Source organism: Chryseobacterium sp. CY350, from assembly GCF_027945075.1.
Classification (GTDB): domain Bacteria; phylum Bacteroidota; class Bacteroidia; order Flavobacteriales; family Weeksellaceae; genus Chryseobacterium.
In genome coordinates this window covers 2596525-2611946 of sequence record NZ_CP116034.1, presented here as the reverse complement: position 1 = coordinate 2611946, position 15422 = coordinate 2596525, and the positions used below count along the sequence as shown (strand labels likewise).

15 protein-coding genes are annotated in these 15422 nt (G+C 34.6%); 10 read left to right on the top strand and 5 right to left on the bottom strand.

Annotated features, from left to right (window positions below; all coding sequences use genetic code 11):
• Positions 1–10: 10 nt before the first annotated feature.
• From secA to PGH12_RS12025, 3 genes are all read right to left on the bottom strand, one after another.
• Positions 11–3082, bottom strand: a complete 3072-nt coding sequence (gene secA / locus PGH12_RS12035) for a preprotein translocase subunit SecA (RefSeq protein ID WP_267596680.1) — start codon at positions 3080–3082, stop codon at positions 11–13.
• Between the two features lie 113 nt (positions 3083–3195).
• A complete protein-coding gene (locus PGH12_RS12030; RefSeq protein WP_034709134.1) occupies positions 3196–3417 on the bottom strand; it encodes a DUF2795 domain-containing protein in 222 nt (73 codons plus the stop codon).
• 138 nt (positions 3418–3555) lie between these two features.
• Complete coding sequence (locus tag PGH12_RS12025; RefSeq protein ID WP_267596681.1) at positions 3556–4578, bottom strand: GDP-mannose 4,6-dehydratase; 1023 nt, start codon at positions 4576–4578, stop codon at positions 3556–3558.
• A gap of 77 nt (positions 4579–4655) precedes the next feature.
• Between PGH12_RS12025 and PGH12_RS12020 the strand changes: the two genes are divergently transcribed.
• From PGH12_RS12020 to PGH12_RS12010, 3 genes are read left to right on the top strand one after another with little or no spacing between them, the layout of a single operon-like run.
• On the top strand, positions 4656–5714 hold the full coding sequence (locus PGH12_RS12020) for a DUF389 domain-containing protein (protein WP_267596682.1): 1059 nt from the start codon (positions 4656–4658) through the stop codon (positions 5712–5714).
• Positions 5715–5750: 36 nt separating this feature from the next.
• A complete protein-coding gene (locus PGH12_RS12015; RefSeq protein ID WP_267596683.1) occupies positions 5751–6548 on the top strand; it encodes a DUF2797 domain-containing protein in 798 nt (265 codons plus the stop codon).
• Between the two features lie 15 nt (positions 6549–6563).
• Positions 6564–9245, top strand: coding sequence for an AsmA family protein (locus tag PGH12_RS12010; RefSeq protein ID WP_267596684.1), 2682 nt, complete (start codon positions 6564–6566; stop codon positions 9243–9245).
• 27 nt (positions 9246–9272) lie between these two features.
• Here the strand turns inward: PGH12_RS12010 and PGH12_RS12005 are convergent, their stop codons facing one another.
• A complete protein-coding gene (locus tag PGH12_RS12005) occupies positions 9273–9626 on the bottom strand; it encodes a hypothetical protein (RefSeq protein ID WP_267596685.1) in 354 nt (117 codons plus the stop codon).
• 176 nt (positions 9627–9802) lie between these two features.
• On the opposite strand from PGH12_RS12005, the gene PGH12_RS12000 reads away from it, so the two are divergent.
• Both PGH12_RS12000 and PGH12_RS11995 read left to right on the top strand, forming a co-directional pair.
• A complete protein-coding gene (locus tag PGH12_RS12000) occupies positions 9803–9994 on the top strand; it encodes a hypothetical protein (protein WP_267596686.1) in 192 nt (63 codons plus the stop codon).
• A gap of 128 nt (positions 9995–10122) precedes the next feature.
• Positions 10123–11166, top strand: a complete 1044-nt coding sequence (locus PGH12_RS11995) for a PA0069 family radical SAM protein (protein ID WP_267596687.1) — start codon at positions 10123–10125, stop codon at positions 11164–11166.
• A 39-nt stretch (positions 11167–11205) separates the two neighbouring features.
• Here the strand turns inward: PGH12_RS11995 and PGH12_RS11990 are convergent, their stop codons facing one another.
• Entirely contained in the window at positions 11206–11370 is a 165-nt protein-coding gene (locus PGH12_RS11990; protein ID WP_267596688.1) for a bacteriocin-like protein, read from the bottom strand.
• Positions 11371–11532: 162 nt separating this feature from the next.
• Here PGH12_RS11990 and PGH12_RS11985 point away from each other — a divergent pair, with 162 nt between their 5' ends.
• From PGH12_RS11985 to PGH12_RS11965, 5 genes are all read left to right on the top strand, one after another.
• The gene (locus PGH12_RS11985) at positions 11533–13035 is read left to right on the top strand and encodes a vitamin K epoxide reductase family protein (RefSeq protein ID WP_267596689.1); all 1503 of its coding nucleotides are present in this window, start codon (positions 11533–11535) and stop codon (positions 13033–13035) included.
• A 100-nt stretch (positions 13036–13135) separates the two neighbouring features.
• The gene (locus PGH12_RS11980; protein ID WP_267596690.1) at positions 13136–13279 is read left to right on the top strand and encodes a bacteriocin-like protein; all 144 of its coding nucleotides are present in this window, start codon (positions 13136–13138) and stop codon (positions 13277–13279) included.
• A gap of 33 nt (positions 13280–13312) precedes the next feature.
• The gene (locus PGH12_RS11975) at positions 13313–13459 is read left to right on the top strand and encodes a bacteriocin-like protein (protein WP_267596691.1); all 147 of its coding nucleotides are present in this window, start codon (positions 13313–13315) and stop codon (positions 13457–13459) included.
• Positions 13460–13469: 10 nt separating this feature from the next.
• Entirely contained in the window at positions 13470–13628 is a 159-nt protein-coding gene (locus tag PGH12_RS11970; RefSeq protein ID WP_267596692.1) for a bacteriocin-like protein, read from the top strand.
• A gap of 323 nt (positions 13629–13951) precedes the next feature.
• Complete coding sequence (locus PGH12_RS11965; RefSeq protein ID WP_267596693.1) at positions 13952–15418, top strand: DUF5687 family protein; 1467 nt, start codon at positions 13952–13954, stop codon at positions 15416–15418.
• The last annotated feature ends 4 nt before the right edge of the window (positions 15419–15422 follow it).

Below are 15422 nucleotides of genomic sequence, written 5' to 3'. Positions count from 1 at the left end.
AATTATTTTCTTATGCAGGAATTTCTCCTCTGTATAAAAATGAAATAATTTCTTTGTTCATTTTGTCAACCATTTCGCTGAACAAGTGGAAAGATTCTTGTTTGTAAATCACTAAAGGATCTTTCTGCTCGTACACAGCTCCCTGAGAAGATTTTCTCAAATCATCCATTTCACGAAGGTGAAGTTTCCAGTTTTCATCGATGATTGATAAAGTGATGTTCTTTTCGAAATCGTTGATTAAACTGTCACAATTGGTATCGTGAGCCTCCTTCAAATCTGTAACAATTGTTAATGTCTTCACACCGTCTGTGAAAGGAACCTGAATCATTTTAAACATTGACCCCTGGTTCTGATAAACATTCTCAATTATCGGGAATGATTTTTCTTTCAGAAGATTCAGCTTCATATCATAGTCAGCCTGAGCTGCTTTGAAAAGAATATCTGTCAATTCAGGAATTTGTTTAGATTTAAAATCATTTTCAGAAACCGGAGATTCCATTGTGAAGTTTTTAATCACTTCAAACTCAAAATCTTTGTAGTTTCCGGTTGCTTTACCTTTGGCTACGATCGAGTTCGAAACATCAAAAATCATATTGGTAATATCGTATTTCAGGTGATCTCCGAACAACGCGTTCTTTCTTCTCTTGTAGATTACATCACGCTGCTTATTCATTACATCATCGTACTCAAGAAGTCTCTTTCTTGTTCCGAAGTTATTTTCTTCCACCTTTTTCTGAGCTCTTTCGATAGATTTAGAAATCATAGAATGCTGAATTACTTCACCTTCCTTATGACCCATTCTGTCCATCATCTTAGCAATTCTTTCAGATCCGAATAGACGCATCAAGTTGTCTTCCAAAGAAACGTAGAACTGAGAACTTCCAGGATCTCCCTGACGACCCGCTCTACCTCTCAACTGTCTGTCAACACGTCTTGAGTCATGTCTTTCTGTACCAATGATCGCTAAACCACCCGCTTCTTTTACTTCTTTTGAAAGCTTAATATCGGTACCACGACCTGCCATGTTAGTTGCAATGGTTACAACTCCTGGCTGACCTGCTCCGGCAACGATTTCTGCTTCTTTTTTGTGAAGTTTCGCATTCAATACCTGGTGCTGAATTTTTCTTAACTGAAGTGCTTTTGAAAGCAGCTGTGAAATCTCAACAGATGTGGTACCCACCAATACAGGTCTTCCGGCTGCCGTTAAGTTTTCGATCTCTTCAATTACTGCGTTGTATTTTTCTCTGTTGGTTTTGAAAACTAAATCCTGTTTGTCATCTCTTTGAATCGGACGGTTGGTAGGAATTACCACAACGTCTAATTTATAAATCTGCCAAAGTTCGCCAGCTTCAGTCTCTGCTGTACCCGTCATCCCCGCAAGTTTGTTGTACATACGGAAGTAGTTTTGAAGAGTAACTGTTGCAAATGTCTGAGTAGCCGCTTCAATTTTTACACTTTCTTTAGCCTCAATAGCCTGGTGAAGACCGTCAGAATAACGTCTTCCTTCCATGATACGGCCTGTTTGCTCATCAACGATTTTTACTTCGCCATCAATTACTACATACTCATCATCTTTTTCGAACAATGTATATGCTTTTAATAATTGGCTCATCGTGTGAACACGCTCAGATTTTTCGGCAAACTCTGCAAAAAGTTTTTCTTTAGCTTCAAATTCTTCTTCTTTAGATAAATTTTTAGCCTCTACTTCAGCAATTTCAGTTCCGATGTCGGGAAGAACGAAGAAGTTGTTGTCCGAATTTCCTTGAGACATATATTCAACACCTTTATCCGTCAAATCAACCTGATTGTTTTTTTCTTCGATAACGAAATAAAGATCTTTATCAACAATCGGCATATCGCGGTTGTTATCCTGCATATACTGAGCCTCTACTTTTTGAAGTAGCGCTCTGTTTCCGCTTTCAGATAAGAACTTGATCAGCTGTCTGTTTTTTGGTAAACCTCTGTAAGCCTGAAGTAATTTGAATCCGCCTTCTTTAGTATTTCCTGCAGCGATTAATTTTTTAGCTTCATTAAAAATTCCTGAAACCGTTTTTTTCTGAACTTCAACAATTCTGTCGATTGATGGTTTTAGAACATCAAATTCCTGTCTGTCTCCCTGAGGAACCGGTCCGGAAATAATCAAAGGCGTTCTCGCATCATCTACCAATACAGAATCAACCTCATCTACAATCGCAAAGTTTAATTCTCTTTGTACTAATTCTGTAGGTGAAGTTACCATGTTGTCTCTCAGGTAATCGAAACCAAATTCGTTGTTGGTTCCGTAAGTAATATCTGAGTTATATGCTTTTCTTCTTCCGTCTGAATTTGGTTGGTGATTATCGATACAGTCGATAGACATACCGTGGAATTGATACAAAGGTCCCATCCACGCCGAGTCACGTTTCGCCAGATAATCATTCACCGTTACGACGTGCACACCTCTTTCGGGAAGAGCATTTAAGTATATTGGAAGTGTTCCTACCAATGTTTTACCTTCACCAGTTGCCATTTCGGCAATTTTACCGCTGTGAAGAATTACCCCACCAATAAACTGAGTGTCATAATGCACCATATCCCACAAAATAGGAGTTCCGGCTGCATTCCATGAGTTTTTCCAAACTGCTTCATTACCTTGAATTTCAACGAAATCTTTAGTTGCAGCAAGTTCTCTATCCCAATCAGTAGCTGTAACACGAATTTCTCCGTTCTGAGCCCACCTTTTTGATGTTTCTTTGATCAATGCAAAAGCTTCGGGAAGAACCTGTAAAAGAACTTTCTCTTCAATCTCGTAAGAATCTTTTTTCAAAGCTTCAATTTTTGCGAAAAGAGATTCTTTTTCATCAACATTCTTTGAGTTTTTGATCTGCTCTTTGATTTGTTCTACCTGAGTTGTAATGGTATTGGTTGCTTCTTTAATCTTAGATTTAAATTCAGCAGTTTTTTGTCTCAAACCATCATCAGATAATTCTCCGATTGCTGGCTCAATAGCTTTGATTTTTGTTACAACTTTTTTTACTTCCTTCAGGTCCTGCGCTTTTTTGTCTCCCAAAAACCCTTTAAGAACTTTATTTAAAAAACTCATAGAATTTGTTTTAAGCTCAAAACCTCAGGCTTCAAGCATATTAAATTACACTCGATGGTGTATGTTATTATTGAAAAAGCTTTAAGCGTATTGCCTAAAGCCTAATGCTTTTATTAATATTCGTCCTCGTTCCAAAGATAATCTTCGTCTGTAGGATAGTCGCTCCAGATCTCATCAATTGCGTCGTAAACTTCACCTTCGTCTTCAATTGCCTGAAGGTTTTCTACAACTTCCATGGGTGCACCAGTTCTGATTGCGTAGTCGATAAGTTCTGCTTTCGTCATCGGCCAAGGTGCGTCGCTTAGATATGAAGCTAATTCTAATGTCCAGTACATAATTTATTTTTTTTTGCAAAAGTATAAAAATAGGTTATATTATAAACTTTTTTTATAACTTGATTTTCAATTCTTTTATTAAATTTCGTCTATACTTACTGCAAATGCTTTTATCATCGGCATTGCGGTAGATTGATGTCATTTTCTCAAAAACCATTCCACAAATTTTTTTGTGCCATTTTGGAAGTTTGTGGTTGGTTTGTAACCAATTAAATTTCGGGCTTTGGTAATGTCAGCATTGGTTTTCTGTACATCTCCCTGTTGTAATGGCAGTATTTTTTTTATGGCAATTTTGTCAAGATTGTGTTCAATAACTGACAACATTTCAGATAGCGTGATGACTTCGTTTTCGCCAAGATTTATAATTTCGTAAACCTTCGAGTTATTTTCCAAATACTTGATAGATTTTAAAATTCCATCCACAATATCGTCGATATATGTATAATCTCTAGCAGTACTTCCGTCGCCGTAAAAAGGAATTTCTTTGTTTTCTGATATGAGTTTCGTGAATTTATGTATCGCTAAATCAGGTCTTTGTCTTGGGCCGTAAACAGTAAAGAATCTCAACTGAATCATATCGATATTGTACAAACTGTGATAGACATGGCCAAGAATCTCTCCACACTTTTTAGTTGCTGCATAAGGTGAAATTGGCTGATCTACATTATCGGTTTCTGAAAACGGAATTTTGTCGTTATTACCGTAAACGCTTGATGATGAGGCGCAGATAAATTTTTTAATTCCAAACTGATTACACAATTCCCAAAGATTCATCGTTCCGCGAATGTTGACTTCTTCATATTCTAAAGGTCTTTCAATAGATGGTCTCACTCCGGCAAGTGCGGCTAAATGAATAACCAAATCTATCTGATGATTTTCAAATATTTTTTCTAAACCTTTTTTATCTCTAATATCCTGATAGTGTAATGTATAATGTTCTGATTTTGAATTGGTAACTAAATTTTCAATGTCATTTTGCTTGTTAGAAAACTTAAAATCTATATTATTTTGAATCGATTCCAGAGTATTTTGAATTTTAACCTGATAATCGTAGAAATCATCAAAATTGTCAATGTTTATGACAGAATGTCCTTCTTTCAATAATTTTTCTACCAAATGAGAACCTATAAATCCGCTTCCTCCTGTAACAAGATATATCATGTGTATTTTTTAGACCACAAATTTATTAATAATAGTTGAAAGCTGTTTTCATACTTTTGTTTTTTTAAATAAGATAGATGATTAGTTTTCAGAAACTTTTTGAGTTGCCTAAAGAAGAGGAAGAAGATTTTACTTTCAATGAAATTGAAGAAGGAATTTACTTTCGTGGGCACAATCTTTGGCTGCTGGTTATCTCAATGGGCATTGCATGTGTAGGTCTTAATATTAACAGCTCTGCCGCGGTTATAGGTGCAATGCTGATCTCTCCTTTGATGGGGCCAATCGTGGGTGCAGCATTCGGCTTTTCAATTGGTAACAGGCATTTGATGCGCTTGGGCATTGTTAATTGGGCTTTAATGATTGTAGTTGCGCTTTCATCGTCAGCACTATATTTTTTAATCACACCTTTTCACTCAGAAACTGCGCAGTTAGAAAGTTTTAAAACAGCTACTATTTTCGACTGCTTTCTTGCGCTATTAGGAGGTTTTGCTTGGTTTTTGGGCATTGTAAGAAAAGAAGCAATTAAAGTGATTGCGGGAGTTGCCGTTTCTACCGCCTGTATTCCGCCACTTTGTACGGCAGGGTTTGGGATTGCCAATGGCAATTGGGAGTATTTCTGGGGAGGTTTTTATTTTTATTTAATCAACTGTTTTTTTATCGCAGTTGGCACCTGGATTCTCAGCATCATTTTGGGCTATCAAAAATATTATCTTCAGAAAAACAAGATCAAAAACCAAAAAATGTCTCTTTTTATCAGTTTAATTTCTGCATTAATTCTTATTCCGAGCATTCTGCTGACAAAAAAGAAGTGGGAAAAAGAAAAGTTTAATGAAAGATCTGAAAGTTATATTAAAACCATCAAGAAAAATCATCCGGAACTGGCAATTATAAGCCACGAAATTTTTGAAGAAAACGGAGAAAAATATTTGAAGATCACATTGTTAAATGACAGCGCAACGATCAGTAAAGGTCGATTAGATCAACATAACAGCATTGTAAAAGATATTCATCTTATTTGGCAGTATTCTCCAAGCCAACAAAATGCCGAATCTCCGAAAATGAAAGATATGCAAACGCAGATTTCAGAATTAAAACTGGAAATACAGCGAATGAAGACTAAAAATAATAATAAGTGATTCTAAAATTTTATATTTACTAAAAAGTTACCACCCATGCAGTTTCAAGGACAAATTTTAAAAATGACCAGTTTCAACGATCAGCCGATTCAATATTATCTGAATCTTTCAGGAGATTTAATTCATATGAACGAGCTTTTAGGCAAAGAACTGAGCATTAAACACACAGGATTTCAATGTGTAAATTGTGGTTTAGATAAAACGATTTATCGTATGGGCTTTTGTAAAAGCTGTTTTTTTGAAAGTCCGTATGCCAGCGATACGATTATTCGTCCGGAGCTTTCTACCGCTCATTTGGGTATCGGCGAACGTGACCTTGATGTTGAAATGCAAATCCAATTGCAGCCACATACCGTATATTTAGCTTATACCGGCGATGTGAAAGTAGGCGTAACGAGAAATACACAAATTCCTACCCGATGGATCGATCAGGGCGCAACATTTGCTTTACCGATTGCGCGAACAGAAAATCGCTACGAAGCCGGAATGATAGAAGTTGCTCTTAAAGAACATCTTGCCGATAAAACAAACTGGCGGAAAATGCTTCAGGATGATTTTGAAGATGATGTGGATTTAGCAGATTTCCAACAGAAAATAAAGGAATATTTTCCTGAAGATTTCCAGAAATTTTATTCTGAAGGTGAAAATATGTGGAAGTTTGATTATCCTTTTTCAAAACCTGGAAAAATTGCTTCTTTCACATTAGATAAAAAACCGGAATTTACAGGCCGACTTGTAGGAATTAAAGGTCAGTATCTAAGTTTCGAAGGCGGAAATTTCATGAATGTGAGAGGACATGAAGGATATGTTATAGAGTTGAACGTGAAAAATTAAATTTCAAATATAATCATGAAAAAACCTTGGGTTAAAAAGCTTTTAATAGGTCTTGGAATCTTTTTCGGACTTATTCTGATTGCAAATCTGGCAATCAATATCTGGCTCAAAACCCAGCTTCCGGATTATATTAAAAAAAACACAGACTATAAAGTTTCTTACAAGTCTTTGAGTGTAGATCTTGGAACAGGAAATATTTTTGCTACCGGAATCAGCGTCAACAATAAAAATCCTCAAAACATAAAAGTTATTGGTTTACAAGGCACGATTGATACTCTGAAAATAAGTCGATTCGGGATTTACGATGCTGTTTTTAATAAAATAATAAGTTCAGACGATTTGCTTCTGGCAAGACCGAATCTCAATATCATTCTCGCAGAACCAGTGGATAAAAAAACTGGTAAGAAGCCGAATCCCGTTAAATTTGATGACATCAGAATTAATGATGGAACAATCAATATTTTCAAGCATACCAAGCAAAAATTTTTATCTGTAAAAAGTCTTGATCTTTTTGTTGAAAATCTGCAGATGACAGAAGAGTCTGTCGAAGATCAGCTTCCCGTAGTTTTTGATAAGTACAGCATCAAAGGAAAAGATTTTTTCTTTCAGCCCGATAAGGTTTATCAGTTAAAAATCAATAAGATAACAACGAAAAACGGACAGATGTCTGTGGAGAATTTTCAGCTCATGCCGATCGTTGGTTTTGAGCAGTTTAAAAAATTATATCCTAAAAAACCTCAGCTTTATCAGTTTAATATTCAGCGGATGGACTTTCAAGATATAGTTCTGACGAAGAATAAAGTTTCACTTGCAAATGCAACCATTCAAAATCCGGATCTACTGGTTTATACAACAAATGCAGTTCCGGATAAAGTAAAAAAGCCATTTAATTTTGAAATTGATTTAGATAATATTAAATTAAGCAAAGCTAAAATACAGGTCAATAAGCCTGATGGGAAGAGACTTGCGTTTGCAAAAGAGGTTAATTTAAATATTAAAAATCTTGAGTTCAGTAAAGAAACTGCGAAAGAAATGATTCCTTTACGATACAAAGATTTCAGTCTTTCGGGAAGGGAAATTGAGTATTTTAATCATCAGGATATAAAAGTTAAAAGTATTGCCATTACTCCAAAAAAAGGAGACATCAGAGAAGTGTCGATTGTTCCAAATCTATCGGGATCAGGCAAAACTACAATGGATTTGAAGGCTAATCAGATTGCTTTTAATATCAATAAATGGGAGATTATCGATAAAAAGCTAAATCTAGATGTAAGAGATGTTTTAATAGATCAGTTTAACGGCAAAATAACTTCCGGAACGATAAAATCTGATAAAAAATCAAACTATAATGGGATTCAGTTTCCTATTTTAATAAGAAATGTAAAGCTTACGAGTTCAAATTTAATCTACGCGTCAAACAATCAGCCATTACAATTTACAGATCTTGATGCAACTGTTGAAAACATTCAATTAGAAGAAAAAGCGAGAAATGGAGGTTTGGCGGTAAAAGTAAAAGATTATCAATTGAGGTCAAAAAATTTCGCTTACAAAACACAGTTTTATAACATGACAGGAACGTCTTTGCAGGTTGATAACAGTAAGATTGATATTAATCAGTTTGCGATGAAGCCTCTCGTTTCCAGAGCTCAGTTTATTAAAATGATACCTGTAGAAAGCGACCTGTATGATCTGAAAGTCAGTAAAATAACGGCAAATGGAAATTGGGATTTTTTCTCTGAAAGTAAGTTTTTTCATGCGACAAACATGACACTTCTCGCGGCAAATGCCAATATTTTCAGAAGTAAAGTTCCGGCGGATGATCCTAAAGAAAAATTGTTGTATTCCAGATTATTAAGAAATATTAAAATTCCGATGTTTATTGATCTGCTTCAGCTAAAAAATTCGGTTTTAGAATATGAAGAAGATACACCGAAAAGCAGCGGACCGGGAAAACTTACGTTCACCAATTTTAATATGAATGTAAAAAACCTGAATTCTGCAAAAATGAAAGGCAAGCCAACAAAGGTTGACATTAAAATAGACTGTACGTTTATGAATTCTTCTCCGCTTTCTGTTAATTGGGGATTCAATACAGCAGATCAGAGTGATCATTTTACAATCTCGGGTAAGCTCAATAATATTCCGGCGGTTGCGCTGAATGCTTTTGTTGTTCCGTATATGAGTGTCACTGCGACTGGGACGATTCAGGAAATGCTTTTTAATTTTAAAGGAAATCCCAAAGGAATTGGCGGTACTTTTAATCTTAAGCATAAAGACTTGAAAGTTTCAATTTTAGATAAAGACAGTAAGGAAAAAAAAGGAGTTCTGAGTGCTGTTGTAAATATTTTTGTAAAATCTGATTCAGGTAAATTTCCAGAGTCAGTTGTAGTTGAAGATGTGGAAAGAGATCCTACTAAATCATTCTTTAATCTCTTCTGGAAAGGAATTGAAGACGGCCTAAAGAAAACCTTAATCGGTATTGATGTGGATAAAGCTAAGAAGACCGTGGAAAAAACAAAAGAATCTGTACAGGAAGTGAAAGCTACTGTAAAAGATGTTAAGAAATCTGTAAATGAAGCAGAAAAAGATATTTCAAAATCGGTTTCACCGTCAGAAAATAAGTCTGAAAAACCTGAAAAAAGAAAAGGGATTTTCAGAAAAGTATTTAATAAAAAAGAAAAAACCGAAGCTCAATAAGTTTCGGTTTTTACATCTTAATGTGGTCTAATCGAAGTTATATTCATCACTTTCGTTGATCGGTATTTCTCTTAAGAATGTATCAAATTCCTGCCCCGAATAGTTGCTGTCTGCGCCATAAGAGTCGATGAGAATACCTTTGTTTCCTGTGTTATCCTCTATCAGATAAAGTACTGCGCTGTCATCGGGATTGCTGTCTCCTTCGAATCTGTACGTTTTCAAAATCGTCAATTCGTCTGGTTTATAATTTTTTTCAGAATCTTCATATTTCATTTCATGGTCTTCGTTCATTCTGAATTCTCTGTGAATACCTCTTTCTCTCAATCTTTCCATTACCTGACTTAGAGTGGTCATTCTGTCGATGTTGTGCGGATTTTCCATAATATTATTTATTGATTGGTTTAGGTTAATAAATTTAGTACAATTTTCAAACCACAATGATTCTTTACATTCATTTGAAGACATCAGAACACTATTTTATATTAACAAAATTTAGCATGTCACAACTGCAAAAAGGTATACTATTTGCTTAATCTATTTACAAAATTGTACTAAATATGAAAAAAGAGGTAGGAGTTTTACTGGCAGGAGGAGTAGGTCTTTTGGCAGTGCTTAGCTTTTTAAGCGTAAAAAAAATATTAAGTAAAAAACATAGAAAATATACCGACTATTATTCTGACCATCACAGGCATTTTGATAAAAAATACGATGATGATGATCACGGTATTGAGTTCTATGCATTCAAATAAATAAGTCATAAGAGAATTAAATTTAAAAAAATCCGGCATCATAATTTTGATGACGGATTTTTTTGTGGAGAACTTTAGTGTTAAAACTAATTATTTTCCAACCAAAGCTTCATAATTTTACAGTGTACATGCAGAACGATAATATCATTAAAGGTCAGGGAGCTCAGCGAAATGTTATCAACCGTTTCGACAGGTTTACTTTTGAGCCGGACGATGAGGATCTGGAAAATGTAAAAACCACCTTTACGGAAGTTTTTTCGAAAACTATTGTCAACCAAGTGAAAAGTGAAGATTTACCGATGCAATATTCTATGAATCCTTACCAAGGTTGCGAGCACGGATGCGCGTATTGTTTTGCAAGACCAACTCATGAATATTGGGGATACAGCGCAGGAGTAGACTTCGAAAGAAAAATAATGGTGAAGAAAAATGCGCCGGAATTATTAGAGAAATTCTTTAGAAAAAAAGGCTACCAACCGGAATCGATTTTGCTTTCAGGGAACACAGATTGTTATCAGCCTGCCGAAAGACAGTTTGAAATTACCAGACAGTTGCTCCAGATGTTTCTTGATTACAGACATCCTGTTAATATTCTGACAAAAAATGCTCTAGTCTTAAGAGATCTGGATATTTTAAAACCTTTGGCTGAGCAGAATTTGGTTTCTGTGTCATTAAGTATTCCTACGATTAACGAAGATCTGCGCAGAAAAATGGAACCAAGAACAAGTTCGTCAAAAAATAAACTGAAAGCAATAGAAATTCTCTCTGAAAACGGCATCCCGACTCACGTTATGGTTGCTCCGATTATTCCCGGATTAAATAGTGATGAGCCTCTTACAATATTAAAATCAATCTCTGATGCGGGAGCACAAAGCTTCGGATACACTTTGGTGAGACTAAATGATACGGTAGAACCTGTTTTCGTAAAATGGATTGAAGATGCTTTCCCCGATAGAGCGCAGAAAGTTTTAAATTTAATTAAATCGATGCGAGGCGGTAAATTGGGTGAAAAAAGATATTTTGATCGGCAGAAAGGGGAAGGAAATATCGCAGAAATGATACACAACACCTTTAAAATAGGAAGAAAAAAATACTTCGACGGTAAAGAGTTTCCCAAACTTTCAGTTGATAACTTTACCGGAACCAGAGAACAGCAGTTGAGGTTGTTTTAAATAAAAAACCGCTCCTGTAAAGAGCGGTTTCTGATAATTTTACAGAGAATCATCCGGGCATTTAAAATCGTTACTGCACGTTGCACAAACGACAACGCCATTGCAGTAATACATGCAGAAATCCGGCTCTGGAAGTCCTTTTATTCCTCCTGCTCCAGTAATAGACTTTAACTGCTCTTTGTTCAGTTTCTTTAAATTTTTCATAATGCTTTGTTTTTTAATTTGATGATATGGTAAAGATAATTAAAATTTTGTAAAGTGATCTTTAAATTTATTTAAGTTTTATAAGTTCTTAAATTTTCGTAGAAATTTGATGGACATTGAAAAAAATATTATCTTCATCAAATATTCACACACCAAATCAATATGAATTTCGATAAACTCATAGACCACTTCAAACTCGACAAGCAGGAATTTTATTTCCAGTTCAATTCTCATCCAAATTATCCGTCGGCTTTGGCTTTCAGTGATACACTCAATTTTTTAGGGTTAAAAAATGATGCTTATGAATTAGATAAAGAATATTGGGACGAATTGCCTGATGAATATATGGCATTGGTAGATAATTCGTTTTCTTTAGTAAAAAAGAAAGGTAGCGATTTTACAATTTATTCTGATAAAGTAAAAACACTTAATAAGGAAGAACTTTACGGTAATTCCGGCGATTTTGTGCTTCTTTTTGAGAAAACTGAGAATATAAAAACAAAATCTTTTTTCAATTTTAAGCCCGTAATCTACTTAGTTTTTGGACTTATTATTCTCTATTCACTTCTTCAATTTACTTGGTACGAAAGTGTTTTCAACATCTTATCATTGGGAGGAGTTTATATTTCGTTAGAACTATTTAACCAAAAATTCGGACAGGAATCTACTGTTGTCAGTAATATTTGTGGAGGTGCAGCCAATAGTTCTTCTCAAAGTTCATGTTCAAAGATTTTTTCTTCCGATAAAACTGATGTTTTGGGACTTAAACTTTCGGATTTTAGTTTAATTTATTTTTTGGGAATTTCATTCGTCGGACTCTTTTTTCCGCAGTCTCAGTTTGTTTTGAGAATTGCAGCAATACTTTCTATTATGGTGATTTTTTATTCGATCTACATTCAGAGTTTTATTGAAAAATCGCTTTGCCGGGTTTGCTTGGTGATCATTTTGGTTTTGCTTGCTCAGATTGCAATCAGCTCGTTTTATTTCAGTTGGGAAATAAATTCACCGGTTGTCTTTACAGGTCTCATCCTTTTTATTTCAGTTTTTTTTACAGTTGCTTTTCTAAATCACCTGATGAATCAAAAAGAAGAACTCAAAAAATCTAATGCAAAGAATTTAAGATTTAAAAGAAATTATGATCTGTTTAAACGGGAACTTTTAGATCAGGAAAAAATCACATTTACAGATCAGCAGACATTTTTTGTAGGAAATAAAGATGCAAAACTTCACATCTCTGTCGTTTCGAATCCTTATTGTGGGTTTTGTAAAGATGCTCATAAAATTATTGAAGATTTGTTGCTGCAATATCCCGATGCAATTTCTGCTCAGATGAGATTTAATTATTCTTCCGAGAGAGCTGATGAAAAGTACACGCAGCTCATGTCAGATTTTTTGAGTATTTACAGAAATAAATCACATAAAGAATTTCTAAAATCTGTTGATATTTGGTTTAAAAACAAAGATGAAAGCGAAATCAGGACAAAATCGGGGAGCGGAAATTCTGAAGATCTTACCGATATTATAAAAATGACTTCCGAAAACAGTTCTGCCGGAATTACTTTCACACCCGTCTTTATCATTAATGGTTACCAGTTTCCGGATAAATATGATCGTGAAGATATTCATTATTTTATCAGTGAATTGATTGAAGATGAAGATTTTTAATGGTGATTATTTTCATTTAATTAAATTTTATTAATTTTAAATTAATAAAAGCGGGATCCGAAAAGCTTAAAATAGAGTAGGAATTACCAAATTCAATTTTATGAGAAATTTAAAAAAAATCAACCGACAGGAAATGAAAACGATCCAGGGCGGTCTTACCTGCAAAGGCGGACAACTTTGCCTGGTCGACGGAAAATGGAAATGCACCGCTTACGACGGATGCGGTGGCGGAAACCAACCATAATTTAATCATCAAATCAAACTAAATTACAGTATTATGAAAAATTTAAAAAAAATCTCAAGAAATCAAATGAAAGACATCAGTGGTGGAGCTGCAGGTTGCTCTCAGGCATGTTGCCCACCTCCGGGAATTAAAAGATGTCCGAATATTATTTGTATCATACCATGTCCCGTAGAATCTTAAATTTTAGAATATGAAAAATTTAAAAAAATTAGCAAGAAACGAAATGAAAGATATTTTAGGATCAGGACCAATGCTTATCGGTTGCTCTACGGCTTGCTGCCCTACAGATGGCAGACCAAGATGTCCTAGAATTGTCTGTCCGGCAGTAGTTTGCCCGCAGTATGTGTAACGGAAACATATTTCTAAATATAGTAATTTGTAATTTCAGAATTTTGTTCTGGTGATGATCTTCAATTTTTTTTATTTATGATCATTAAAATTTCTCAATAATTGCTTAATTACTATGCCAAATTCCGTAAAAGGATCATCACAGAAGCAGACGTGCAATTTATTATAGCACGTCTGCTTTTTTATGTACTAAGCTTATCCAGTTCGAAGCATTGTTTTAGTATAACTGATAAGATATTGCATTAAAATCTCATCAATACTCTGTTTTCGCTCAAATTCTGTAACAAAAACATTATTATATTGACTAATATAAAAAAAATAACGATGTTTTTAAAGTTCTTAAGGTTAGAAATCAAAAGTTTTTTTCGGGGCACTTCTGTCGGAATCAATCTGGCAATGAAGATCTTCCGGTTCATCGGAATCCTCTCTTTTATAGCATATTGTATAGGAGCGGCTTTTCTGGCATTTTTCTATGTAAGAGAAGAAATGGAACAGGATCCGGTGAAAATAGTATCCAGATTTATGATTATTTTGTGGGTTGTAGATTTGATTCTTAAATATCTCATGCAGCAGATGTCAACGCAAAATATCAAGCCTTTTCTTACGCTTAATATTCCTAAGAAAACTCTGGTCAATTATATGTTAATCAAGACTTTCCTTTCGCCATTTAGCTGGATGAATTCTTTTTTCTTCGTTACTTTTGCGCTTATTTGTATGTTCAGCGGTTTTGGAATTCTAGGGAGTTTATGCTGGCTGATTGCGCTTTCGTTGTTGTTTTATCTTAATAATTTCATCAATATTCTTTTTAACAATAAAGAAAATATTGCCATCGCAGTAGGAATCGTAATCGCAGCAATTGCAGGTTTGGGATATTATGATATTGTTCCTGTTTTAGATTATTCTGAAAGATTGTTTTATTCCTTTTATGACAATCCTTATTTTACCTTGTTTGCAATTGCCTTATTTGCTGCATTGTGGAAGATTTGCTACAATCATGTAAAACAAGAATTTTATCTCGATAAAGGTTTAGAAGATAAAAAAACAATCGGAAAAACAGAAAATATTGCCTTCCTCAATAAATATGGCGCTATCGGTAGTTTTATCAATAACGACATCAAAATGATGCGTCGGAATAAAGTAACCAAAGGAATCATTATTGGGAGTTTCATGTTTATTTTTTATGGTCTGCTCATGTTTTCATCGAAAGTTTACACCACGCCTTACATGATGATGTTTATGGGATTATTTGTAACGGGTGGTTTTCAGTTTTTATTTGGGCAGAGAGTTCCGTCCTTCGACAGTTCTTATTATCCGTTAATGATGACTTTAAATGTTCCCTACAAAGAATATCTAAAAGCAAAATGGTGGCTCATGAATATTGTGACAGCCGTTTCTATTGTCGTCGCTTTATTTTATGCGATCATAAGTTGGGAAACTTATTTTACGTTTTTCGCCGCAGGTTTGTATAATATTGGTGTCAATTCTCAGTTCACTTTGTGGTCGGGAGCATTCAACAAAACGCAGATTGATCTTAATTCAAAAGAAAAAGTAATGGGACAGAAAAACAGTTTTAATCTGAAAAGTCTTTTATTATTAATTCCAAAAATGCTTTTGCCGATGGCAGTGTTTGGCATTACCAAATATTTCTTCGGAATGACAGAAGCCGTTATCAGTATTGCGATTCTGGGATTAATCGGATTTTTATTCAGAGAGAAAATTTTTGATACGATTGTAAAGCACTACAAAAGTGAAAAGTACAGCACATTAGAAGCATTTAAATCTAAAAATTAATACA